The organism is Seohaeicola saemankumensis (assembly GCF_042678485.1).
Classification (GTDB): Bacteria; Pseudomonadota; Alphaproteobacteria; order Rhodobacterales; family Rhodobacteraceae; genus Seohaeicola; species Seohaeicola saemankumensis.
In genome coordinates, this window is record NZ_JBHTKR010000001.1 from 205,741 (window position 1) to 228,120 (window position 22,380).

The window sequence follows — 22,380 nt, forward strand, 5'->3', positions numbered from 1 at the left end:
ATCTATGGGATCATCGTTATTTCAAATTTGACCTTATGGGGTGCCATGCGTCAATCCTGTTTCATCCGGGCAGAACGCCCGCTGTGACGTGACCGCCGGCAGATCGCCTGCGGATGGGGGACTTGAATGGAAAGGATTGTGCAAATCCTGCTGACCGGTCTGATCTGCACCGTGGCGCTGGGCCAGTTCGTGCAGGTGATCACGCGCTACGTGTTCCAGACGCCAGTGATGGGCCTGGAGGAGACCATGCTCTATCCGATGTTCTGGCTTTACATGCTGGGGGCGGTCAACGCCTCGCGCGAGAACAGCCATATCCGCGCCAATGTCCTTGAGATTTTCCTGGAGACAGAGCGCGCCCGGATCGTGCTGGCCTGCCTGGGCGAGGTGCTGAGCCTGATCATCGGTCTGTGGCTGCTGACCTGGGTCTGGGATTTCATGCGCTATTCCTGGCGGGTCTGGCGCGAAAGCCCGACCCTCTATATCCCGGTCTTTTATGCCGATGTCGCCCTTCTGGTCGCGATGGTCCTGATGCTGGCATGGTCGGCGCTGCACCTGATGCGCCATCTGCGTGCCCTGGCCGGAGGGCAGGCCCATGGTTGAGGTCGCAATGCTGGCCGTCGGCCTTCTGGTTCTGCTGCTGACCCTTGGCGTGCCGCTGCCCTGGTGTTTCGGCGGCGCGATCATGGTGATGTATTTCGTCGGCGACGTCATCATGAAGGGCAATATCCTGTGGGGCGTGCAGCAATTGGGCAATCCGGTTCTGCTGGCGATCCCGCTGTTCGTGCTGGCAGGGACGATCATGTCCGAAAGCGGGATCGCGGCCAGTCTGTTGCGCTTCGTCAATGCCTTTGTGGGCCATGTCAGGGGCGGGCTGGGTGTGGTGGCGGCGGTCAGCTGCGCGGTGATCGGGGCGATTTCCGGCTCGGGTCTGACGGGCATCGCGGCCATCGGTCCGCTGCTGATCCCCGAGATGGAAAAGCGCGGCTATCCGCGGGCCTATGCCACGGCGCTGATTGCCAATTCCTCGATCCTGGGGCTGCTAATCCCGCCATCGGTCACGATGATCGTCTATGGCTGGGTCACCGATACCTCGATCCTGGCCTGTTTCCTGTCGACGCTGCTGCCGGGGCTGATCATCATGACAAATTTCTCGGTGGTGAACCTGTGGCTGGCGCGCAAATTCCCGCTGGTGCTGGATGACAAGCCGTCGCTGTCGGAACTGTCGTCCGAAGTCACCAAGCGCGGCATCCATGCCTTTCCGGCGATCCTGATGCCCGTGATCATCCTGGGCGGCATCTATGGCGGTATCATGACCCCGACCGAGGCCGCCGCCGTCGCGGTGATCTATTCGGTGCCGGTGGGCTTCCTGATCTACAAGGGGCTGCGCTGGGACAATTTCCTGGCCGCCGGCAAGGAGGCGTCGACCGCCGTGGGCGCGATCATGCTGATGATCCTGTTCTCGATGATCCTCAGCCAGATCTTCGTGATGGAAAGCATCCCCCAGAAACTGGTCAGTGCAATCTTCGAGGTCACGCAGAACAGGACGTTGCTGCTGATCATGATCATCGTGATGCTTCTGCTGGTGGGCATGGTGGTGAATGATGTGACCGCGATCATCCTGATCGCGCCGCTGCTGCTGCCGCTGATGACGGCGATTGAAGTCAGCCCGATCCAGTTCGCCGCCATCATGGGGGTGACGACCGCGATGGGCGGGGTGACGCCGCCCTATGCCTCGATCCTCTATCTGGGCGCGCGGATCGGCAATGTGCCTGTCACATCGGTGATACGCCCCGCAATGTTCCTGATCCTGACCGGCTACATGCCCGTCGTGATCCTGACCGCCTTCTGGCCGGATCTGTCGCTCTGGCTGCCGCGCCTGTTCGGCTATCTCTGACACCCCGCAACCACGCATCCGAATCCTTGAAACCTGATCCAACCGGAGGAACCAAAATGAAGAAATTCCTGTTCACAGCCGCCGCAGGCGCATTGATGGCCCTGGCCCCCATGGCCGAGGCGCGCGATCTGAAGCTGAGCCATGTGCGTCCGCAAGACGCCACCATCGACGTCGAGGTGCGCGCCTTTGCCGGGGCCGTTGCCGCCGCCACCGGCGACCGCGTCAAGATCGAGGTTTTCCCGGCCTCTGCGCTGGGCGACTATACCACCGTGCAGGAACGCATCTCGGTCGGTGCGATCGACATGGCGGTGCAGCCGGCGGGTACGGCGGCGGATCGGCGGATGCAGATCTCGTCCTTCCCCTTCCTAGCCGAGAACTGGGAACAGGCCCGCGCGGTCTATGGCCCCGGTGGTGCCGTGCGCGAGGCGATGGTCGAGCTTTACGCCGCACAGGACATCACCATGCTGGCGGCCTACCCGGTCTATTTCGGCGGCATCGCCCTGAACCGCGAGGCGGTCACGCCCGGCAGCACCGATCCCAATGGCATCAAGGTGCGTGTGCCCGGCATCAAGAGCTTCCAGCTGACCGGCGAGGCGCTGGGTTATATCCCCGCGCCGATCCCCTTCTCTGAAGCTTTCACCGCCGTGCAGACCGGCGTTGTGGACGGCGTGATCGGATCGGGCGCGGAAGGCTACTATGCCTCTTTCCGGGATGTGACCAAGACCTACATCCCTGCCAACACCCATTTCGAAGTCTGGTACATGATCATCTCGAACGAGTCCCTGTCGGATATGTCCGAGGAAGACCAGGCCACCCTGCGCGCGCAGGCCGAAGCATTCGAAGCGACACGCTGGACCGTGGCCGAGGCGGATCAGGGCGTGAACGAGCAGAAGCTGGCCGGATTGGGCGCGACGATCGTCTCGCTGTCGGATGCCGAGCTTGAGGCGATGGCCGCCAAGGTGCGCGAGACCGTCTGGCCGCAGATCCTTGAGGATGTAGGCGCGGATTGGGGCCAGGCGATCCTGGACGCGGTCGCGCAGTAAGCTACGGCGGGCGCCCTGTCACGGGGCGCCCCTTTTCAACGGGGCACGAGGCCGATGCAGGCGGATTACGCGATCATAGGCGGCGGGATTGTCGGGCTGAGTGTGGCCTGGGGCCTGCTGCGCCGGGGCCGCCGGGTCATCGTGCTGGATGGCGACGATGGCAGTTTTCGCGCCAGCCGTGGCAACTTCGGCCTTGTCTGGGTGCAGTCCAAAGGGCTGAGCCAGCCCGCCTATGCCCGCTGGAGCCAGGACTCCGCCGCGCTCTGGAAGGGTTTTGCCGCCGAGCTGGGCGAGGGGGCAGGCACTGACCTGTCGCTGCGCCAGGAGGGCGGATATGATTTTCACCTCGACGAGGCAGAGCTTGAGGCGCGTGTCGCCCAATATACGGCGCTGCGCGAGGCTTTGGGCGGCGACTACCCGTTCGAGGTTCTGGGGCATAACGCGCTGAAGCGCGAAGAACCCGAGGTCGGGCCCCGCGTGGCGGGCGCGATCCTGCATCATCAGGACGGGCATGTGAACCCGCTGCGCCTGTTGCGCGCGCTTGCCGGCGAAGTGCGCCGGCTGGGCGGTCGGGTGCTGACAGGCCAGACCGTGACCGATGTGCACAGCGCCGCGGGCGGGCTGCGGGTGACCTGTGCCTCGGGCCATATGGTCGAGGCGGGGCGCGTCGTGCTGTCCGCCGGTCTTGGCGCGATGGACCTGGGTGCCAAGCTGGGCTTTGACGCCCCGGTCCGGCCACAGCGCGGGCAGGTCCTGATCACGGAAAAGCTGCCCAAGATGATGAACCGCCCCTCGGGGATCATCCGCCAGGTCGATGAGGGCGGCGTGCAGATCGGCGACAGCAAGGAAGAGGTGGGGCTGGATGACCGCGTCACCACGCCGACCGTCGCCGCCATCGCGGCCCGTGCCGTGGCCGTGATGCCCCGGCTGGAAAAGGCGCAGATGGTGCGTAGCTGGGGCGCGCTGCGGATCATGTCACCGGATGGGCTGCCGATCTATCAGCACAGCCCAACGCTGCCGGGCGTCAGCCTTGTGACCTGCCATTCCGGCGTGACCCTTGCCGCGGCCCATGCGCTGCGCCTGCCGCTCTGGCTGGAGGGTGACGCAGATGCCCCTGACCTGGAGGTTTTCAGTGAACGCCGCTTTGCCCTTTCGTGATCTTTCACCGGATGCGCCGCGCGTGCGCGTGACGCTGGATGGCGCGCCGCTGGACCTGCCGGACGGTGCCAACCTTGCTGCGGCCCTGCTGGCCGCCGGTGTCGGGTCGTTCCGCGCCACGCCGGTGTCGGGTGCGCCGCGCGGCCCCTTCTGCATGATGGGCGCCTGTTTCGATTGCCTGATCGAGGTTGATGGCGTCACCCGACAGGCCTGCATGATGCAGGTCGGTGCAGGGCTGACATTGTCGCGCCCAATGGGAAAGGTTGCCGAATGACCGGGGTCGATCTGATCGTGATCGGTGCGGGGCCCGCCGGGATGGCCGCGGCCGCCGAAGCGGCCGGCCTGGGCCTGTCCGTGACCGTGCTGGACGAACAGCCCGCGGCTGGCGGGCAGATCTACCGCGCGGTGACACAGGGCGGTGCCCTGCGCGGTGCGATACTGGGGCAGGATTACCTTGACGGGGCCGGGCTGGCACAGGCGATGCTGGCCAGCGGTGCGCGCCATGTGACCGGGGCCGTCGTGTGGAATATCGAACCTGACGATCAGGGGATCACGGTGACCTGGTCACAGGACGGGCGCGCCGCGCAGATGCGTGCGGCCCGACTGATCCTGGCCACCGGCGCGCTGGAGCGGCCCGTGCCGATCCCCGGCTGGACCTTGCCGGGCGTGATGACCGCCGGGGCGGGGCAGATCCTGCTGAAGGCGTCCGGGATCGTGGCGCAACGCGCGGTGCTTGCGGGGTCCGGTCCGCTGCTCTACCTGCTGGCGGCGCAGATGGTGCGGGCGGGCACACCGCCTCTGGCTCTGGTGGAGACGCAGTCTTTTGGCGACACGGTCCGCGCCATGCCGCAGCTTGTCGCGGGCCTGCGCGGCTGGCGGACGCTGCTCAAGGGATTGGGATTGCTGGCCGAATTGCGCCGCGCCGGTATCCGCCGCGTCACCGCCGCGCGCGACCTGGCGGTCGAGGGGCAGGACAGGGCCACGGCGCTGCGCTTCAACTCTGGCGGGCGGACGCAGCGCATCGCCTGCGACACCATCCTGTTGCACCAGGGTGTGGTGCCCAATACCCAGGCCAGCCGCGCGTTGCGGCTCGATCACGACTGGATCGCCGCCCAGCACAGTTTTGCGCCGCGTACCGATGCCTGGGGCCAGACATCGCATCCGGGGATTTTCGTGGCCGGTGACGGGGCCGGCATCGCCGGTGCCGTGGCCGCAGCCGAGGCCGGGCGGCTGGCGGCTATTCAGGTGGCCCACCAGCTTGGCCGGATCGACGCCGGCAAACGCGACGCCCGCGCGCAAGGGCCCGCGGGGCGGCTTGCGGCCGAACGCGCGTTGCGGCCTTTCTTGGATACGGCCTATCCCCCCGCCGCTCAGGTACTTGCCCCGGCCGATGACACGATCATCTGCCGCTGCGAGGAGGTGACGGCAGGCCAGGTGCGCGGTTGGGCCAAGATGGGCTGCACGGGTCCGAACCAGACAAAGGCCTTTGGTCGCGTGGGCATGGGGCCCTGCCAGGGACGCTATTGCGGGCTGAGCGTGACGGCCCTTCTTGCGGCGGCGCAGGCCATGCCCCCTGCCGAGGTCGGGGCCTATCGCATCCGCCCGCCGCTGAAACCCGTGACCCTGGGCGAGGTGGCCTCGCTTGACGCGGCGGGCCGTCGGGCTGAACCGGCGCAAGATCGGGGCGCTGCCCCGTAGGTCGAACTGCGTTCGACCATCCCCGGGATATTTCCGGCAAGAAGAAAGCCGGAAGGGGATGCTTGACCTTGAACGGGCATCGCGATACGCGCCACCGGTGCGGAGCGGACAGGTGACAGATGCAGGCGGCGGTTGCGGGTTTCGGGCTTGGTCTGTCGCTGATCCTGGCCATCGGGGCGCAGAACGCATTTGTCCTGCGGCAGGGTATCCGGCGGTCGCATGTGCTGGCGGTCTGTCTGACCTGCGCGATCAGTGATGCGCTGCTGATCGCGGCCGGGGTGGCCGGTTTCGGAACCTTGACGCAAGCCGCCCCCTGGATCGAACCTGCGATGCGCTGGGGCGGTGCGGCCTTCCTGATCGTCTATGGCGCGCGGGCCTTTCTGTCTGCCTGGCGTGGCGGCGCCGCTCTGGAGACAGCGGGGCAGGGTACCGAGGCGTTGCGCGGGGTTCTGCTGACCTGCCTCGCGCTGACATGGCTGAACCCGCATGTCTATCTTGATACGGTCGTGCTGCTGGGGGCGGTATCGGCGCAATACGAAGACCGGCTGTCCTTTGCGCTGGGCGCGATGACCGCCAGTTTCGTCTTCTTCTTCAGTCTTGGCCTTGGCGCCCGCCGCCTGGCGCCGCTGTTTGCGCGCCCGGGCGCCTGGCGGGCCCTGGATGCCGGGGTCGGCCTTGTGATGTGGACGATCGCCGTCACGCTGATCCGGGGGGCGTAAGCCCTTGGGGTTGGCGGGGCTTTTCCCCCCGGCGCCCCTTGCGGCCGGCGGGGCTTCGTGACTTGATACACGTCATGAGCGTAGAGCAAAGACCGACCCGCCCGGTGGTGGGTGTATTCTGGATGCTGGTGACGGGCCTTCTGTTCGTGGGCGTCACCGCATTGGTCAAGTATCTGGGACCGGGCGTGCCAGCGCCCGAGGCCGCCTTTCTGCGCTACGCCATCGGTCTGGTTTTCCTGATCCCCCTGATCCGGCCCATCCTGGCCACGCGCCTGACGCGCCGGCAATGGGGGCTGTTCACTGCGCGTGGTCTGGCCCATTCCATGGGCGTGGCTTTGTGGTTCTATGCCATGGCGCGCATTCCGATCGCGGATGTCACGGCGATGAATTACCTGGCGCCGATCTATGTCACGATCGGTGCTGCGGTTTTCCTGGGCGAGAAACTGGCCGCCCGCCGGGTGGTGGCCGTGGTGGTCGCGCTGATCGGCGCAGTCATCATCCTGCGTCCGGGCTTTCGTGAAATCGGTTCGGGCCACCTGGCGATGCTGGCGGCGGCGGTCGTCTTCGGCGCATCCTACCTGTTGGCCAAGCTGCTGACCGACGAGACCAATGCCGCCATTGTCGTCGGCATGCTGTCGATCTGGGTAACGATCGGCCTTGCGCCGCTGGCCATGGCCGTCTGGGTACCCCCCAGCCCCAAGGCGCTGATGGTCCTGACGCTGGTGGCGCTTTTGGCCACGGCCGGGCATTACACGATGACGCTGGCCTTTGCCGTGGCCCCGGTCACGGTGACCCAGCCGGTCAGTTTCCTGCAACTGGTCTGGGCCGTGGCGCTGGGCGCGCTGTTCTTCGATGAAGGCGTGGATATCTGGGTGATCGTGGGCGGCGGGGTGATCCTGGGCTCGGTCACCTTCATCACCTGGCGCGAGGCGATGCTGAAGCGCCGCCTTGTCACCCCCCCGGCGCCCGCCACCAAGGTCTGAGGCGCGCGGCGCGGCCTGCTTCATCTTTCCCCAAATACTCAGGATGCCCGCAGCGCCGATCAGTCCGGGCGATGAGATGTGGCACGCGGGTCCAGCAAGCCTGCCAGCACATCGGCGCGGGTGATCCGGCCAAGTGGGTGGCCCCGCGCATCCACCACGCCAAGCGGCGCGTCCCCGGCCTGTTGCAGCGCCTGCATGACATCGCGCAGCGGTGTGGACGGCAGCAGGGTCGGCCCTGCCAGCCCCTGGGCAGTGGGCTGCATCACATCTTCGGCCCGCAGCACGGCGAGCGGGTTCATATGCGCCACGAATTCGGCCACATAGGGTGTCGCAGGGGTGGTGAATATCTCTTGCGGGGTGCCGCATTGCACGATCCGGCCACCTTCCATGATGGCGATCCTGTTGCCCAGCTTGAACGCCTCGTCCAGATCATGGCTGACAAAGACGATGGTGCGTTTCAGCGTGGCCTGCACCTCGAGCAGTTCGTCCTGCAGTTTTGCACGGATCAGCGGGTCGAGGGCTGAAAAAGGCTCGTCCATCAGCAGGATCGGGGCCTCGGTCGCAAAGGCGCGGGCAAGGCCGACGCGCTGTTGCATCCCGCCCGACAGCTCGCCGACACGGCGTTCGGCCCATTGCGTGAGGTTCACCAGTTCCAGTTGCACATCCACGCGGTCGTGTCTTTCGGCCCGGCTCATGCCTGCCAGCTCCAGCCCCAGGCCCACGTTTTCGCGCACGCTGCGCCAGGGCAGCAGGCCGAATTGCTGGAACACCATGGCCACGCGGTGCAGCCGGATGCGGCGCAGGGTGGCGGGATCGGCATGGGTGACATCCACCAGCGCATTGCCATCACAGACATGCGCCGCACCGCGGCAGACCGGGTTCAGCCCGTTGACCGCGCGCAGGAGGGTGGATTTGCCCGAACCGGACAGGCCCATGAGCACCAGGATCTCGCCCTCGGCCACATCAAGACTGCAATCATGCACGCCCAGAACCTGGCCCGTCTCCTGCTGGATTTCCGCGCGGCTGCGCCCCTCGTCCATCAGCGGCAGGGCGCGTTCCGGCTGATCGCCGAACACGATCGAGACATTGTCGAAGCGGACGGCGATGCCCGCGGTGTCCTTCGGTGCGCTGATGCGGGTCATTTGCGTTCGATCCTCAGCATACGGTCAAGAAGGATGGCCAGCACCACGATCACCAGCCCGGATTCGAACCCCAGCGCCGGGTTCACGCGGTTGAGCGCCTGAAGGACCGGAACCCCCAGACCGTCCGCGCCGACCAGCGCCGCGATCACCACCATCGACAGCGACAGCATGATGGTCTGGTTCAGCCCCGCCATGATCTGCGGCAGTGCATAGGGCAGTTCCACCTTCAGCAGGGTTTGCCGCGGGGTGGCGCCAAAGGCTTGTGCCGCCTCCAGCAGGGCGGTGGGGGTTGCGGTGATGCCCAGATGCGTCAGACGGATCGGCGCGGGCAGCACGAAGATCACCGTGGCGATCAGGCCGGGCACCATGCCGATGCCGAAAAAGACGATGGCCGGGATCAGGTAGACAAATGTGGGCAGCGTCTGCATCAGGTCCAGCACCGGGCGCAGCGCGCGAAACAGTCTTGGCCTGTGGGCCGCCGCGATGCCGATCGGCACGCCCAGTCCCATGCAGACCACGCAGGCGGCCAGCACCAGCGTCAGCGATTGCGTGGTCTGGGTCCAGTAGCCCTGATTGACGATGAACAGGAACCCAAGCCCCACAACCGCGGCCGGTTTCCAGTTGCGCTGCAGGGCCAGGGTCAAGCCGACGAAGGCCGCGATCACCACCAGCGGATGCGGGGTCTGTAATATCCACAGGATCGCGGCGATCAGCGCCTCAAGCCCGTCCGACATCCCGTCGAAGACAAAGGCGGCGTGCGTTTCCAGCCAGATGAACGCGCTGTCGGCATAATCGCCCACGGGGATCTTTGTGTCGGTCAGCCAGTTCATCGGGTAAATGCCCCTCTTGCGGCGTCGGGCCCTTCAGGCGCCCGCGCATGCCCTTCCCCCGGCACGGGGGAAGGTGTTGTCTTCAGGCCGGTACGGTGGCCGCTATCACAATCCCAGCGCCGCGCGGGCGGCGGGCAGGGCCTCGGCGCCGTCGCGGGTGGTGACGCCGGCCAGCCAGCCGTTCAGCACATCGGGGTTGGCGGTCAGCCAGGTTTTCGCAGCCTCGGCGGGATCGGTGCCATCGTTCAGGATGGCGCCCATGATCTCGTTCTCCATGGCCAGGGTGAATTCCAGATTGCCGAAGAACGTGCCGAGATTGGGGCATTCGGCGGCATAGCCCGCTCGGGTGTTGGTGTTGACTTCGGCCCCGCCCAGGTTCGGGCCGAACCAGTCATCGCCACCTTCCAGATAGCTCATGTCGAAATTGGCGTTCATCGGATGCGGCTCCCAGCCCAGGAAGACGATCGGCTCGCCGCGCCGGTCGGCACGGGTGACCTGCGCCAGCATCCCCTGTTCGGAACTTTCAGCCACGCTGAAACCCGACAGGCCGAATGCATCGGCGGCGATCATGTCCATGATCAGGCGGTTGCCGTCATTGCCGGCCTCGATCCCGTAGATCTTGCCCTCAAGCGCGTCCTTGTGGGTGGCGATATCGGCAAAGCTGGCGATCCCGAGGTCGGCGGCGGCGCGGTTCACGGCCAGCGTATATTTCGCGCCCGTCAGGTTCGTGCGGATCGTATCCACGGTGCCTGCGTCACGATAGGGGGCGATGTCCGCCTCCATCGTGGGCATCCAGTTGCCCAGGAAAACGTCGATGTCGCCCTTGGACAGCGAGATGTAGGTGACTGGCACCGACAGGATCTTGGTTTCGGTCTCGTATCCCAGCGCGTCCAGCACGACCGATGTCGCGGCGGTGGTCGCGGTGATGTCGGTCCAGCCGACATCCGAGAAGGTGACCTTGTCGCATTGTGCGAAAGCAGGTGTGGCAGCCAACAGGGCCATCGCCGTCAGGGCGGGTTTGAAGGTCATCGCGGTCTCCCTTGTTGTTCTTGATTGACGAGTCAATAAAAAAGCATTTAGCGTCTCGGGGCAAGGTCATTGGAGAGTATCATGCCCAAGCTCGGGATGGAGCCTATACGCCGCGCCGCCCTGGTGGAAGCGACAATTGCCGAGATCGGGACCTCGGGCACGCTGGACGTGACCGTGGCCCAGATCGCGCGGCGGGCCGGAATGTCCTCGGCGTTGGCGCATCATTACTTCGGTGGCAAGGAGCAGATTTTCCTGGCGGCCATGCGCCATACGCTGACCGTCTATGCCGCGGGCGTGCGCGCGGCCTTGGCCAAGGCCACAGGGCCGCGCGCCCGGCTCGAGGCCGTGGTGGGCGCCAGTTTCGCAGGCAACAACTTTCGCCGCGACGTGGTGGCGGCCTGGCTGAATTTCTACGTGCTGGCGCAGGTTTCCACCGATGCGCGGCAGCTTCTGTCGATCTATCAGCGGCGGTTGCGATCCACCCTGACACATGATCTGCGCCCGCTGGTGGGCGCGCGCGCGCCGGTCGTCGCCGACAGGATCGCGGCGCTGATCGATGGTGTCTACCTGCGGCAGTCCCTGGGGCTGGGGCAGCCCGATGCCACGAAAGCCATAGGATCGGTTCTGGACTGTCTCGATCTGGAAATCCAAAGGGGAATGGCATGAGAGACGCACATGTTCAGGCCGGAACGCGGCCCAATATCCTGATCGTGATGGTGGATCAGCTGAACGGCACGCTTTTTCCGGATGGCCCGGCGGACTGGCTGCACGCGCCCAACCTCAAGGCATTGGCGGCGCGGTCGGCGCGCTTTGCCAATGCCTACACGGCCTCGCCGCTCTGCGCGCCGGGGCGCGCCAGCTTCATGTCGGGGCAATTGCCCAGTGCGACGCGGGTCTATGACAATGCCGCGGAATTCGCCTCGAGCATTCCGACCTATGCACATCACCTGCGGCGCGCGGGCTATTACACCTGCCTGTCCGGCAAGATGCATTTCGTGGGCCCCGATCAGCTACACGGGTTCGAAGAACGCCTGACCACCGATATCTACCCGGCTGATTTCGGATGGACCCCGGATTACCGCAAACCGGGCGAGCGGATCGACTGGTGGTATCACAACATGGGATCGGTCACTGGCGCCGGCGTGGCCGAGATCACCAACCAGATGGAATATGACGACGATGTCGCCCATCAGGCGATGTCCAAGATCTATGACCTGTCGCGCGGTGCCGATGCGCGGCCCTGGTGCATGACGGTCAGCTTCACCCATCCGCATGATCCTTACGTGGCGCGGCGGAAGTACTGGGACCTCTACGCCGATTGCACCCATCTGGCGCCCGAGGTCGGGCCGATCCCCTATGCCCAGCAGGATGCCCATTCCAAGCGGATCTTCGATGCCAATGACTGGCGGTCCTATGACCTGACCGACGCGATGGTGGCCCGCGCACGGCGGGCCTATTTCGCGAATATCTCGTATCTCGACGACAAGATCGGCCAGATCATGGACACGCTTGCCGCGACGCGCCAGGAGGCGATCGTGGTCTTTGTCAGCGATCACGGCGACATGCTGGGCGAGCGTGGGCTGTGGTACAAGATGTGCTTTTACGAGGGGTCCGCCCGCGTGCCCCTCATGATCGCGGCCCCGTCCTTGCCCGCAGGGCGTATCGACCAGCCGGTCAGCACGATCGATGTCTGCCCGACGCTGTGCGATCTGGCGGGCGCCAGCATGGACGAGGTGATGCCCTGGACCACGGGCGAAAGCCTGGTGCCCCTTGCACAGGGGTTCGACCGCACCAGCCCGGTGGCGATGGAATACGCCGCCGAGGCCTCAGAGGCGCCACTGGTCTGCCTGCGCTACGGGCGGTGGAAATACACGCGCTGCGCGCTTGATCCCGACATGCTTTTCGACATCGAGGCCGATCCCCACGAATTGCACAACCTGGCCGCCGATCCCGCCCACCAGGGCACGCTTCAGACGCTGCGCGCCAAATCCGAGGCGCGCTGGGACCTGGACCGTTACGATGCCGAGGTGCGGATCAGCCAGGCGCGCCGCTGGGTGGTCTACGAGGCGCTGCGCCAGGGCGGCTACTACCCCTGGGATTTCCAGCCGCTGCAAAAGGCCTCCGAGCGTTACATGCGCAATCATATGGATCTGAACATCCTTGAGGAAAGCAAACGCTTCCCGCGCGGGGAATGACCCGCGCCGCATATTCCCTTTCACTGTTCCGGAAATACTCAAAATGACCCAAGTCGCCACACAACCCACCGCCAGCCATTTCGTGAACGGCCGCTATGTCGAGGATACGGCCGGCGCGCCGATCGACGTGATCTATCCCGCCACCGGCCAGGTGATCGCCCGCGTGCATGAAGCGACGGCCGCCATCATCGAAGAGGCGATCGCCAGCGCCGATGCCGCGCAAAAGGCATGGGCGGCACTGCCCGGCGTGCAGCGGGGCCGCATCCTGCGCCGCGCCGCCGACATGATCCGGGCGCGCAACCGCGACCTCAGCATCCTGGAAACCCATGACACCGGCAAGCCGCTGTCGGAAACGCTTTACGTGGATGCGACCAGCGGCGCGGATGCGCTGGAATATTTCGGTGGTCTGGCCGCCAGCCTGACGGGCGAACATATCCCCCTGGGCGAGAACTGGGCCTATACCGTGCGCGAGCCGCTGGGTGTCTGTGTGGGCATCGGGGCCTGGAACTATCCCACCCAGATCGCCTGCTGGAAAGGCGCCCCGGCGCTGGCTTGCGGCAATGCGATGATCTTCAAGCCGTCGGAAACCACGCCGCTTTGCGCGCTGAAGATCGCGGAAATCCTGCATGAGGCGGGTCTGCCTGCCGGTCTTTACAACGTGATCCAGGGGCGCGGCGCCGTAGGGGCCGCACTGGTGGGGGATGCGCGGGTGGACAAGGTGTCGCTGACCGGATCGGTGCCCACCGGCAAGAAGGTTTACGCCGCCGCCGCTGCCGGCATGAAACATGTGACGATGGAACTGGGCGGCAAATCGCCCCTGATCATCTTCGACGACGCCGATCTTGAGGATGCGGTGGGCGGCGCGATCCTGGGGAATTTCTATTCCTCGGGGCAGGTCTGTTCGAACGGGACGCGCGTTTTCGTGCAGAAAGGCATTCGCGAGGCGTTTCTGGCACGGCTGTCCGAACGGTTGGCCGATGCGGTCATCGGTGATCCGCTGGACGAGGCCACGAATTTCGGCCCGATGGTGTCCGAAGGGCAGTTGGGCATCGTGCAGCGCTATATCGCCAAGGGCGTCGAGGAAGGCGCGCGGCTGGTCTGCGGGGGCAAGCGGCTGGACAAGGACGGGTTCTGGATCACGCCTGCGGTCTTCGCCGATGTGACCGACGACATGACCATCGCGCGCGAAGAGATATTCGGCCCCGTGATGTGCGTGCTGGATTTCGAGGATGAGGACGATGTCATCGCCCGCGCCAACGATACCGAATTCGGCCTGTCGGCGGGGGTTTTCACCCGCGACCTGACCCGCGCGCATCGTGTCGTGGCGCGGATGGAGGCAGGGACCTGCTATATCAACACCTATAACGATGCGCCGGTCGAAGTGCCCTTCGGCGGGGTCAAGATGTCGGGTGTGGGCCGCGAGAACGCGAAAGCGGCGATCGCGCATTACAGCCAGGTTAAATCGGTCTTCGTGCGGATGGGCCGCGTCGAGGCGCCGTTCTGACAGGCAACCGGGGCCGCCATGCCGGCGTTCCCACCCGCCCACCCCACGCCGGCATGGCGGGTCGGGGCGGGTCGGGGCGGACCGCTCTTTGAGACAGACAGGATAACTGACAGTGACGATGGAAGCGGATTTCGTGATCGTGGGGGCAGGCAGCGCGGGCTGCGCCATGGCCTACCGTCTGGCCGAAGCGGGGGTTTCCGTTCTGGTGATCGAGCATGGCGGGACCGATGCGGGCCCCTTCATCCAGATGCCGGCCGCGTTGTCCTATCCGATGAACATGCGCCGCTATGACTGGGGGTATCAGTCCGAACCCGAGCCGCATCTGAACAACCGTCGTCTGGCCGTGCCGCGCGGCAAGGTGATCGGCGGGTCCAGCAGCATCAACGGCATGGTCTATGTGCGCGGCCATGCGCGCGATTTCGACCATTGGCGCGATCAGGGCGCTGATGGATGGGCCTATGCGGATGTTCTGCCCTATTTCCGGCGGATGGAGCATTCGCATGGCGGGCAGGCGGGATGGCGCGGCACGGACGGGCCGCTGCATGTCACGCGCGGGCCACGCAAGAACCCGCTGTTTCACGCCTTTGTCGAGGCTGGCCGTCAGGCCGGATATGGCGTGACCGACGATTACAACGGTGAACGCCAGGAGGGTTTCGGCCCGATGGAGCAGACGGTGTTTCGCGGGCGGCGCTGGTCGGCGGCGAATGCCTATCTGAAACCGGCGTTGAAACGGCCCAATTGCAGCCTGATCCGCGCCTTTGCCCGTCGCATCGTCATCGATCAGGGCCGCGCCGTGGGTGTCGAGGTGACACGCGGCGGCCGCACGGACGTCATACGTGCCCGCCGCGAGGTGGTGCTGGCGGCGTCTTCGATCAACTCGCCCAAGCTCTTGATGCTGTCGGGCATCGGTCCGGCCGCCCATCTGCGCGAACATGGGATTGACGTGGTGGCCGACCGGCGCGGTGTCGGCGCCAATCTTCAGGACCATCTGGAGTTGTATATCCAGATGGCGGCCAGCCAGCCCGTCAGCCTGTTCAAATACTGGAATCTCTGGGGCAAGGCACTGGTGGGGGCGCAATGGCTGTTCACCGGTACCGGGCTGGGGGCCAGCAACCAGTTCGAGAGTGCGGGTTTCATCCGGTCGCGCGCGGGCATCGACTATCCCGACATCCAGTTCCATTTCCTGCCCATCGCCGTGCGCTATGACGGCAAGGTCGCGGCCGAGGGGCACGGTTTCCAGGCGCATGTCGGCCCGATGCGCAGCCTGTCGCGCGGGGCGGTCATGCTGCGCTCGGCCGATCCGGCTGCCGATCCCCTGATCCGTTTCAACTACATGTCCGATCCGCAGGACTGGTGGGAGTTCCGCCAATGTATCCGCCTGACCCGCGAAATCTTTGCACAAGAGGCCTTCAAGCCCTTCGTAAAGCACGAGATTCAACCCGGCGCCGCGATGCAGACCGATGCCGATCTGGACGATTTCATCCGCGAACATGCCGAAAGCGCCTATCACCCCTGCGGGACCTGCAAGATGGGGCGCGCCGATGATCCGGAGGCCGTCGTGGACCCGCAGGCGCGCGTGATCGGTGTGCAGGGCCTGCGCGTGGCTGACAGCAGCATCTTCCCGCGCATCACCAATGGAAATCTGAATGCCCCCTCCATCATGGTGGGCGAGAAGGTCAGCGATCACCTGCTGGGGCGCGATCCGCTGCCCGCTGACAACCACCGGCCCTGGATTCATCCGGACTGGCAGACCGTCCAGCGATAGGGCGAGATACACCTTCATCTGTCACCTGCTTCACAGTTGGTTAATGTTTGTTAACGAAAAACTAAACTTTGGGTTGCGCTGGCGAAATTTCCGTTTGATATCGGCTGCATGTCGAGAATTGCTGTCTTTCTGATATTTGCACTTTGCCTGCTGGTTGCGTCCTACGCGATGGCAGGAACGCTGACGGGCACCATCCGCGTGATAGATGGCGACACGATCGATGTGGCGGGAACGCGGGTGCGCCTGCACGGTATCGACGCGCCGGAGGCCAGCCAAAGCTGTACCACCAACCAGGGCAAGTCGTGGAATTGCGGCGCCTGGGTCAGTCGCGAGGTGCGCGCGCGCTACCAGGGGCGCAAGGCGGTGTGCACACCGCTGGACCGGGATCGTCACGGCCGGACCGTGGCGCGCTGCATGGTCGGCGGGGAGGACATCGGCGCCACCCTTGTCGCGCAGGGCCTGGCCTTCGCCTATCGGCGCTATGCGATGGATTACGACCTTGTCGAAAAGCAGGCGGCCGCGGCGGATCGCGGACTCTGGGCGATGAATGTCCAGAATCCCGCAGACTATCGCCGGAATGGCCAGGCGGTTGCCCCGTCGCAGCGGCAAAGCGTTGCGGGCGATTGCAACATCAAGGGAAACATCTCGGCCAAGGGCGAGCGGATCTTTCACCGCCCGGGGCAGGAGCATTACGACCGCACCCGGATCAACACCGCACAGGGCGAGCGGTGGTTCTGCTCTGCGGCGGAAGCCGTGGCCGCAGGCTGGCGCGCGGCGCGGCGATAAGGCCCGTCAGTCAGGCGGGGGGCTGTCTGCCCCCCATCGTCCAACTGCGTTGGACGCCCCCCGAGGATATTTTCGGCAAGAAGAACCCCCGGGATCCTGTCATTTCGTGCACAGTGATTATGCGTGCATATGGGCTGTGCCTTGTGAAAAAATCCGATAGGTTCGACACCATGAGCAATGTTTTCTCCATCGAGACCCGCAAGGGTCTGCCCGAGCATCTGCGCGTGCTGGCCGACCGCTATCCGCGTGCGGAATGGCGCGGGCACATGAATTTCAATGACTTGACGTCCTTCTGGCTGGAACGGCACCTGATGTTCCGGCAGGTGCTGGACAAGGTGATCGGTGACACCCAGGCGCATCTTGATGGAAAAGCCCTGCGCTACGGGCCGGAACTGTCCCGTTACACCGGGTTTTTCCTTGACCAGCTGCATGGGCATCATCAGATCGAGGATCAGCACTATTTCCCGCAGTTCATGGCGATGGACAAAAGGCTGGAACAGGCCTTCGACATTCTGGATGCGGATCACCATGCGCTGGATCATCACCTGAACAGCCTTGCCGATCACACCAACCAGGTTTTGCGCGCCTTGCAGCAAGGCCAGAAGGCGCGGGACGAGGCGGGCCGGTTGCTGGCCGCGCAGGAGGGGTTCAAGACATTCCTGGACCGGCACCTGATGGATGAGGAAGAAATCATCGTGCCAATCGTGCTGGAATACGGCGCCGACATGTCCTGAAGGCTTTGTGCGGTTTGATCTGTCTCAAGGTTCGGCGGCAGCAGGGGCGATAGGGTCAGGCAACGCAACCAGAAGGAGACAGGCGCGATGTCCAATACCCCCCATGAACTGCAGGAAGAATTCCCCCAACACGCGGAACGGATTGCCGCGTTGAAGCTGTCTGACAGCCATTTCGCGCGGCTGGCGGACGCGTATCACAAGATCAATCGCGCCGTGCACCGGGCCGAGACAAATGTCGAGCCGGTCGAGGAGCTTGCAGAGGTCGAGATGCGCAAGACGCGCGCGTCGCTGAAGGACCAGATCTACAGCTATCTCAAGGACTGAACCGATCATCCGACAAGGCCTGAGGCGCGGAAGGGATCTTCCGCGCCTTTGCCTGTCAGTCAACCCTGTAGGGCAGCACGCCGCGTTCGTCGGAATTGATGCTCAGGCGGCGTTCCAGTGGCGGAACCGAGCGCTGGTGGCAATCCTTGCGCTCGCAGATCCGGCAGGAAATCCCGATCGGCTCGAATGCGCGCGGATTGGCAAGGTCCAGATCATCGGCATAGACCAGGTCTGCGGCATGGCGCACCTCGCATCCCAGGGCGATGGCGAAGCGGCGGGTCGGCGCGCCGAAACTGCCACCCGGTTTCGACACGTCCCGCGCCAGGCTGATATAGCGCACGCCGTCGGGGGTTTCGGCCAGTTGGCGCAGAAACCGGCCCGGCGTTTCAAAGGCGCGATGGACATTCCACAGCGGACAGGCCCCGCCGAAACGGGCGAATTGCAGGCGCGTGGCCGAATGGCGCTTGGTGATCGTGCCCGCCTGATCGACACGCACGAAAAAGAAGGGAATGCCCTTGGCGCCGGGGCGTTGCAGGGTGGACAGGCGGTGCGCCACCTGTTCGATCGACGCGCCGAAGCGGTGGCCCAACAGTTCAAGGTCGTGCCGGGTGTCATGGGCGGCCGTCTGGAAGGCGCCGTAGGGCATGATCGCCGCACCGGCAAAGAAATTCGCAAGCCCGATCTTTGCAATGGCGCGCGCCTGGTCCGACTGGAAACGCGCGAGGTCAAGCGTGGCTTCGATCAGGGCGTCCTGCTTGATAAGGGCAAGTTGCAGCAAAAGCTGAAAGCCCTGGGTTTCCGGTTGCGCGCGAGATGACAGCGTCAGGCGACGGCTGACCGGATCGAAGTGACGGATCGCTGGAATGTCCTGGAATGAGACAGTTATGCCGCTGTCTTCAAGTGTGGTCTGGGCATGGGCGCGGATCCCGTTGCCGGCGGCCTGGCTGGCGAAGCGTTCGGCCGCACGATCGACGGCATCTATGTAATTGTCGCAATAGTGAAAGAAGTCGCGCACCTCATCCCAGGGGGAGGGCTGGGTGCGGGAATCCTCGCGGCCCAGGGCCTCGTCCAGCGAGGCCAGACGCTCGTGGGTCTGGCGATAGGCGCGGTGCAGGTCCAGGAAGGCGCGCGCCAGCGCGGGCGCATTCGAGGCGGTCAGGCGCAGGTCGGCCAACGGGGGGGCATTTTCGGCAAAGACCGGGTCGGCCATCGCCTCGCGCATGTCCGAAACCAGGCGTTCGCTGTCGCCGGTGCTGAGTTCGGTGACGTCAAAGCCGAATTCCTGCGCCAGCGCCAGCACCACCCCTGTCGAGACCGGGCGGTTGTTGTTCTCCATCTGGTTCAGATAGGGCAGGGACACGCCCAGTTTGCCGGCAAACTCCTTCTGGGTCAGCCCAAGACGCTGCCGCGTTTCGCGCAGTTTCGCACCGGCATAGAGTTTCTGCGTGGCCATGGGGTATCTTTGCAAAGTTTCGCTGCCTGATCAGCCTAGCTTTGCAAAGCCGCGCGGGCAAGCTGCGTCACAGGCCCAGCTGACGCTCCCGCCGGATCACGTAGAGGATGGCGGCAACGGCCAGGATCGAGGTGACGAACATGATCCAGACCAGTGGAAATTCGCCCCGCCCCGGTTTCAGCAGCGCGCCGGCCAGGGCCGACAGCCCCGCGCCGCCGCCGATCATGATGGCCCCGCCCAGGCCCGATGCCGTTCCTGCCAGATGCGGGCGCACCGACAACATCCCCGCGGTGGCATTGGCGATGGTCATGCCGTTTCCGACGCCCACAAGGCTCATGAAGCCGAAGAAGACAAGCGGGCTGGAATGGCCTGCATAGCTGACCATCAGCGACAGTCCCATGCCCAGGGTCGAGATCAACGTGCCCCAGAGCACCATGGTATTGACGCCTTTGCGCGCGGCCAGCAGGCCGGTCGCCCAGTTGCCCAGGAAATACCCGATCGAGGGGGCCGCGAAATACAGGCCCAGCTGGCTGGGTGTCAGGCCGAAGACCTCTGTGCCCACGAAGGGCGCGCCGCCCAGATAGGCGAAGAAGGCACCCGAGCCGAAGGCCGATGCCAGGCAGTAACCCCAGAAGCGCTGTGATGTCAGCAGTTCGGGATATTCGCGGAATTGCTGCAGCAGGGAATTTTCACTGGTGGCGCCGGTTTCGCCCAGATCACGCCAGGCGATGACCAGCACCAGAAGCCCGCACCCCAGCAACATCAGGAAATTCGCGCGCCAGCCAAAGGCGTCTTCGAGGATACCCCCGATCGCCGGGGCCACCATGGGCACCACGGCCATGCCCATCGTGACATAGCCGATCATCGAGGCGGCCCGGTCCTGGCTGTACATGTCGCGCACCACCGCCCGGCTGAGGACCATGGCGACGGCCACAACCGCCTGGAAGGACCGGAACATAAGGAAGATCGTGGCATTCGGCGCCAGCAGGCAACCGACTGTCGCCAGGCAGAACAGGATCACACCCCACAGGATCACCGGGCGGCGTCCGATCTTGTCCGATACCGGCCCGATCAGGATCTGCAGCACCGCATTCATCGCCAGATATGTGGCGACGGACAGTTGCATCACGCTGTAATCCACCTCGAAATGGGCCGCCATGCCCGGAAGCGAGGGCAGAAAGACATTCATCGCCATGGCCGAGATGCCTGCCAGCAGGATCAGCGTCGAAACATGCGGTGCGGTGGATCGGTCCAGATAGCGGACCACTTTGGGGTCTTGCATGGGCAAATGGGTAGGGCGCAGCAGGGGGGAAGTCCATTCCATAGATGCAGGATTTTGCTAATTTGCAATTAGCAGTCATAAGCTTGCCAATAGTTTGCAAATTTGCTGAAATCTGCTTTGCGCGTGGCGCAGCTGCGCCTATACCAGCAGCATAAAGGGCATGCCCGCAAGATCGGGCGGCCAAGGGGAACAGACAGGCCTGACACGCGCCTGGCGCGAAGGTCCAGCAGCAGGGAAGTGGCGATGAAAGATATCCTTCAGGAACTTCAGGAACGGCGCGGCACGGCCCGTCTGGGTGGTGGTCAGGCACGGATCGACGCGCAACATGCCAAGGGAAAGCTGACCGCGCGCGAGCGGATCGAGCTGCTGCTGGATGAGGACAGCTTTGAGGAATACGACATGTTCGTGACCCATCGCTGCACCGATTTCGGCATGGAGGCCAGCAAGCCGCGCGGCGATGGCGTGGTCACCGGCTGGGGCACGATCAACGGCCGCATGGTCTATGTGTTCAGCCAGGATTTCACTGTCCTGGGCGGATCGGTGTCGGAAACCCATGCGGCCAAGATCTGCAAGATCATGGATATGGCGGTTCAGAACGGTGCGCCGGTGATCGGGATCAACGATTCGGGCGGTGCGCGGATCCAGGAGGGGGTCAGCTCGCTGGCCGCCTATGGCGAGGTCTTCAAGCGCAACATCCTGGCCTCGGGCGTGGTGCCGCAGATCAGCCTGATCATGGGGCCCTGCGCGGGCGGTGCCGTCTATTCGCCGGCGATGACGGATTTCATCTTCATGGTGAAGGACAGCTCCTACATGTTCGTGACCGGGCCGGACGTGGTCAAGACCGTCACCAACGAGGTCGTCAGCGCCGAGGAATTGGGCGGCGCCTCGACCCATACGAAGAAATCCAGCGTGGCCGATGGGGCCTTCGAGAACGATGTCGAGGCGTTGAGCGAAGTGCGCCGGCTTGTCGATTTCCTGCCGCTGAACAACCGTGAAAAACCGCCCGTGCGCCCCTTCTTCGACGATCCGGCGCGCGTCGAGATGAGCCTGGACACCCTGGTGCCCGACAACCCGAACATGCCCTATGACATGAAGGAGCTGATCCTGAAGGTCGCGGATGAGGGGGATTTCTACGAGATCCAGGAGGATTTCGCCAAGAACATCATCACCGGCTTCATCCGCCTTGAGGGGCAAAGCGTGGGCGTGGTCGCGAACCAGCCGATGGTGCTGGCCGGCTGTCTGGACATCGACAGCAGCCGCAAGGCCGCGCGTTTCGTGCGCTTTTGCGACGCCTTCGAGATCCCGATCCTGACCCTCGTGGATGTGCCCGGCTTTCTGCCCGGCACGACGCAGGAATATAACGGCGTGATCAAGCATGGCGCGAAGCTGCTGTTCGCCTATGGCGAGGCGACGGTGCCGAAGGTCACCGTGATCACGCGCAAGGCTTATGGCGGGGCCTATGTGGTGATGGCGTCCAAGCATCTGCAGGGTGACATCAACTATGCCTGGCCCACGTCCGAGATTGCCGTGATGGGGGCCAGGGGCGCGACCGAGATCCTTTATCGCAGCGAGCTGAACGATCCCGAAAAGATCGCGGGTCGCGTCAAGGATTACGAGGATCGTTTCGCCAATCCCTTCGTGGCCGCCGAACGCGGCTTCATTGATGAGGTGATCCAGCCGCACAGCACGCGCCGCCGCGTCGCGCGGGCCTTTGCGGGGCTACGCAACAAGAAGCTGACAAACCCCTGGAAGAAACACGACAACATCCCGCTGTAAGGCGGGACGAGAGGCTTGCCCGCGCGCGAGGAGGCGTGCGGGCAGGTCCGGAAAACGGGTCGGGA

The 22,380-nt window shown here is 64.7% G+C and carries 21 protein-coding genes; 16 read left to right on the forward strand and 5 right to left on the reverse strand.

The genetic code is table 11. The features are described from left to right. Positions 1–126 precede the first annotated feature (126 nt). From ACFQ3C_RS00965 to ACFQ3C_RS01000, 8 genes are all read left to right on the forward strand, one after another. Positions 127–600, forward strand: coding sequence for a TRAP transporter small permease (locus ACFQ3C_RS00965; RefSeq protein ID WP_380788309.1), 474 nt, complete (start codon positions 127–129; stop codon positions 598–600). Beyond that, a complete protein-coding gene (locus tag ACFQ3C_RS00970) occupies positions 593–1,894 on the forward strand; it encodes a TRAP transporter large permease (RefSeq protein ID WP_380788311.1) in 1,302 nt (433 codons plus the stop codon). Before ACFQ3C_RS00965 ends, ACFQ3C_RS00970 begins: the two co-directional genes overlap by 8 nt. Before the next feature lie 56 nt (positions 1,895–1,950). Continuing rightward, positions 1,951–2,937, forward strand: coding sequence for a TRAP transporter substrate-binding protein DctP (gene dctP, locus ACFQ3C_RS00975; RefSeq protein ID WP_380788313.1), 987 nt, complete (start codon positions 1,951–1,953; stop codon positions 2,935–2,937). 54 nt (positions 2,938–2,991) lie between these two features. Then, positions 2,992–4,095, forward strand: a complete 1,104-nt coding sequence (locus ACFQ3C_RS00980) for an NAD(P)/FAD-dependent oxidoreductase (protein ID WP_380788315.1) — start codon at positions 2,992–2,994, stop codon at positions 4,093–4,095. Continuing rightward, entirely contained in the window at positions 4,082–4,369 is a 288-nt protein-coding gene (locus ACFQ3C_RS00985) for a 2Fe-2S iron-sulfur cluster-binding protein (RefSeq protein WP_380788317.1), read from the forward strand. The genes ACFQ3C_RS00980 and ACFQ3C_RS00985 overlap by 14 nt, the downstream gene beginning before the upstream one ends. After that, complete coding sequence (locus ACFQ3C_RS00990) at positions 4,366–5,793, forward strand: FAD/NAD(P)-dependent oxidoreductase (protein ID WP_380788319.1); 1,428 nt, start codon at positions 4,366–4,368, stop codon at positions 5,791–5,793. The genes ACFQ3C_RS00985 and ACFQ3C_RS00990 overlap by 4 nt, the downstream gene beginning before the upstream one ends. A 119-nt stretch (positions 5,794–5,912) precedes the next feature. Then, the gene (locus ACFQ3C_RS00995; protein WP_380788321.1) at positions 5,913–6,512 is read left to right on the forward strand and encodes a LysE/ArgO family amino acid transporter; all 600 of its coding nucleotides are present in this window, start codon (positions 5,913–5,915) and stop codon (positions 6,510–6,512) included. Positions 6,513–6,586: 74 nt separating this feature from the next. Beyond that, positions 6,587–7,495, forward strand: coding sequence for a DMT family transporter (locus ACFQ3C_RS01000; RefSeq protein WP_380788323.1), 909 nt, complete (start codon positions 6,587–6,589; stop codon positions 7,493–7,495). A gap of 59 nt (positions 7,496–7,554) precedes the next feature. Here ACFQ3C_RS01000 and choV read toward each other — a convergent pair whose 3' ends face one another. From choV to choX, 3 genes are all read right to left on the reverse strand, one after another. Beyond that, positions 7,555–8,637 (reverse strand): choline ABC transporter ATP-binding protein, encoded by a 1,083-nt coding sequence (gene choV / locus ACFQ3C_RS01005; RefSeq protein WP_380788325.1) that lies wholly within the window; start codon positions 8,635–8,637, stop codon positions 7,555–7,557. Further along, positions 8,634–9,467, reverse strand: coding sequence for a choline ABC transporter permease subunit (gene choW, locus ACFQ3C_RS01010; RefSeq protein ID WP_380788327.1), 834 nt, complete (start codon positions 9,465–9,467; stop codon positions 8,634–8,636). The genes choV and choW overlap by 4 nt, the downstream gene beginning before the upstream one ends. A gap of 105 nt (positions 9,468–9,572) precedes the next feature. Next, entirely contained in the window at positions 9,573–10,496 is a 924-nt protein-coding gene (choX, locus tag ACFQ3C_RS01015) for a choline ABC transporter substrate-binding protein (protein WP_380788330.1), read from the reverse strand. Positions 10,497–10,577: 81 nt separating this feature from the next. Here choX and betI point away from each other — a divergent pair, with 81 nt between their 5' ends. The 7 genes from betI (at position 10,578) to ACFQ3C_RS01050 (ending at position 17,804) form a co-directional block, all read left to right on the forward strand. After that, positions 10,578–11,162 carry a choline-binding transcriptional repressor BetI gene (gene betI, locus ACFQ3C_RS01020; RefSeq protein WP_380788332.1) on the forward strand — a complete coding sequence of 195 codons (585 nt, stop codon included), beginning with the start codon at positions 10,578–10,580 and terminating at the stop codon, positions 11,160–11,162. Further along, positions 11,159–12,691, forward strand: a complete 1,533-nt coding sequence (gene betC / locus ACFQ3C_RS01025; RefSeq protein ID WP_380788334.1) for a choline-sulfatase — start codon at positions 11,159–11,161, stop codon at positions 12,689–12,691. The genes betI and betC overlap by 4 nt, the downstream gene beginning before the upstream one ends. Before the next feature lie 43 nt (positions 12,692–12,734). Next, entirely contained in the window at positions 12,735–14,195 is a 1,461-nt protein-coding gene (betB, locus tag ACFQ3C_RS01030) for a betaine-aldehyde dehydrogenase (protein ID WP_380788336.1), read from the forward strand. Between the two features lie 118 nt (positions 14,196–14,313). Beyond that, entirely contained in the window at positions 14,314–15,960 is a 1,647-nt protein-coding gene (betA, locus tag ACFQ3C_RS01035) for a choline dehydrogenase (protein ID WP_380789101.1), read from the forward strand. 108 nt (positions 15,961–16,068) lie between these two features. Beyond that, a complete protein-coding gene (locus ACFQ3C_RS01040) occupies positions 16,069–16,746 on the forward strand; it encodes a thermonuclease family protein (protein ID WP_380788338.1) in 678 nt (225 codons plus the stop codon). A 170-nt stretch (positions 16,747–16,916) separates the two neighbouring features. Beyond that, a complete protein-coding gene (locus ACFQ3C_RS01045) occupies positions 16,917–17,480 on the forward strand; it encodes a hemerythrin domain-containing protein (RefSeq protein ID WP_380788340.1) in 564 nt (187 codons plus the stop codon). A gap of 87 nt (positions 17,481–17,567) precedes the next feature. Further along, positions 17,568–17,804, forward strand: a complete 237-nt coding sequence (locus ACFQ3C_RS01050; RefSeq protein WP_380788342.1) for a YdcH family protein — start codon at positions 17,568–17,570, stop codon at positions 17,802–17,804. A 55-nt stretch (positions 17,805–17,859) separates the two neighbouring features. Here ACFQ3C_RS01050 and ACFQ3C_RS01055 read toward each other — a convergent pair whose 3' ends face one another. Further along, positions 17,860–19,257, reverse strand: coding sequence for a helix-turn-helix domain-containing protein (locus tag ACFQ3C_RS01055; protein ID WP_380788344.1), 1,398 nt, complete (start codon positions 19,255–19,257; stop codon positions 17,860–17,862). 67 nt (positions 19,258–19,324) lie between these two features. Further along, the gene (locus ACFQ3C_RS01060) at positions 19,325–20,539 is read right to left on the reverse strand and encodes a multidrug effflux MFS transporter (protein ID WP_380788346.1); all 1,215 of its coding nucleotides are present in this window, start codon (positions 20,537–20,539) and stop codon (positions 19,325–19,327) included. 243 nt (positions 20,540–20,782) lie between these two features. Here ACFQ3C_RS01060 and ACFQ3C_RS01065 point away from each other — a divergent pair, with 243 nt between their 5' ends. Next, positions 20,783–22,315 carry an acyl-CoA carboxylase subunit beta gene (locus ACFQ3C_RS01065; protein WP_380788348.1) on the forward strand — a complete coding sequence of 511 codons (1,533 nt, stop codon included), beginning with the start codon at positions 20,783–20,785 and terminating at the stop codon, positions 22,313–22,315. The last annotated feature ends 65 nt before the right edge of the window (positions 22,316–22,380 follow it).

Excerpts from the sequence above, each read along its gene's own strand:
- ACFQ3C_RS00980 (WP_380788315.1), top strand. The coding sequence starts at position 2,992 with ATGCAGGCGGATTACGCGATCATAGGCGGCGGGATTGTCGGGCTGAGT.
- ACFQ3C_RS01065 (WP_380788348.1), top strand. The coding sequence starts at position 20,783 with ATGAAAGATATCCTTCAGGAACTTCAGGAACGGCGCGGCACGGCCCGT.
- dctP (WP_380788313.1), top strand. The coding sequence starts at position 1,951 with ATGAAGAAATTCCTGTTCACAGCCGCCGCAGGCGCATTGATGGCCCTG.
- betI (WP_380788332.1), top strand. The coding sequence starts at position 10,578 with ATGCCCAAGCTCGGGATGGAGCCTATACGCCGCGCCGCCCTGGTGGAA.
- ACFQ3C_RS00990 (WP_380788319.1), top strand. The coding sequence starts at position 4,366 with ATGACCGGGGTCGATCTGATCGTGATCGGTGCGGGGCCCGCCGGGATG.
- ACFQ3C_RS01060 (WP_380788346.1), bottom strand. The coding sequence starts at position 20,539 with ATGCAAGACCCCAAAGTGGTCCGCTATCTGGACCGATCCACCGCACCG.
- betB (WP_380788336.1), top strand. The coding sequence starts at position 12,735 with ATGACCCAAGTCGCCACACAACCCACCGCCAGCCATTTCGTGAACGGC.
- betA (WP_380789101.1), top strand. The coding sequence starts at position 14,314 with ATGGAAGCGGATTTCGTGATCGTGGGGGCAGGCAGCGCGGGCTGCGCC.
- choV (WP_380788325.1), bottom strand. The coding sequence starts at position 8,637 with ATGACCCGCATCAGCGCACCGAAGGACACCGCGGGCATCGCCGTCCGC.
- ACFQ3C_RS00970 (WP_380788311.1), top strand. The coding sequence starts at position 593 with ATGGTTGAGGTCGCAATGCTGGCCGTCGGCCTTCTGGTTCTGCTGCTG.
- ACFQ3C_RS01045 (WP_380788340.1), top strand. The coding sequence starts at position 16,917 with ATGAGCAATGTTTTCTCCATCGAGACCCGCAAGGGTCTGCCCGAGCAT.
- ACFQ3C_RS01000 (WP_380788323.1), top strand. The coding sequence starts at position 6,587 with ATGAGCGTAGAGCAAAGACCGACCCGCCCGGTGGTGGGTGTATTCTGG.
- ACFQ3C_RS01055 (WP_380788344.1), bottom strand. The coding sequence starts at position 19,257 with ATGGCCACGCAGAAACTCTATGCCGGTGCGAAACTGCGCGAAACGCGG.
- choW (WP_380788327.1), bottom strand. The coding sequence starts at position 9,467 with ATGAACTGGCTGACCGACACAAAGATCCCCGTGGGCGATTATGCCGAC.
- ACFQ3C_RS01050 (WP_380788342.1), top strand. The coding sequence starts at position 17,568 with ATGTCCAATACCCCCCATGAACTGCAGGAAGAATTCCCCCAACACGCG.
- ACFQ3C_RS01040 (WP_380788338.1), top strand. The coding sequence starts at position 16,069 with ATGTCGAGAATTGCTGTCTTTCTGATATTTGCACTTTGCCTGCTGGTT.
- ACFQ3C_RS00965 (WP_380788309.1), top strand. The coding sequence starts at position 127 with ATGGAAAGGATTGTGCAAATCCTGCTGACCGGTCTGATCTGCACCGTG.
- ACFQ3C_RS00995 (WP_380788321.1), top strand. The coding sequence starts at position 5,913 with ATGCAGGCGGCGGTTGCGGGTTTCGGGCTTGGTCTGTCGCTGATCCTG.
- betC (WP_380788334.1), top strand. The coding sequence starts at position 11,159 with ATGAGAGACGCACATGTTCAGGCCGGAACGCGGCCCAATATCCTGATC.
- choX (WP_380788330.1), bottom strand. The coding sequence starts at position 10,496 with ATGACCTTCAAACCCGCCCTGACGGCGATGGCCCTGTTGGCTGCCACA.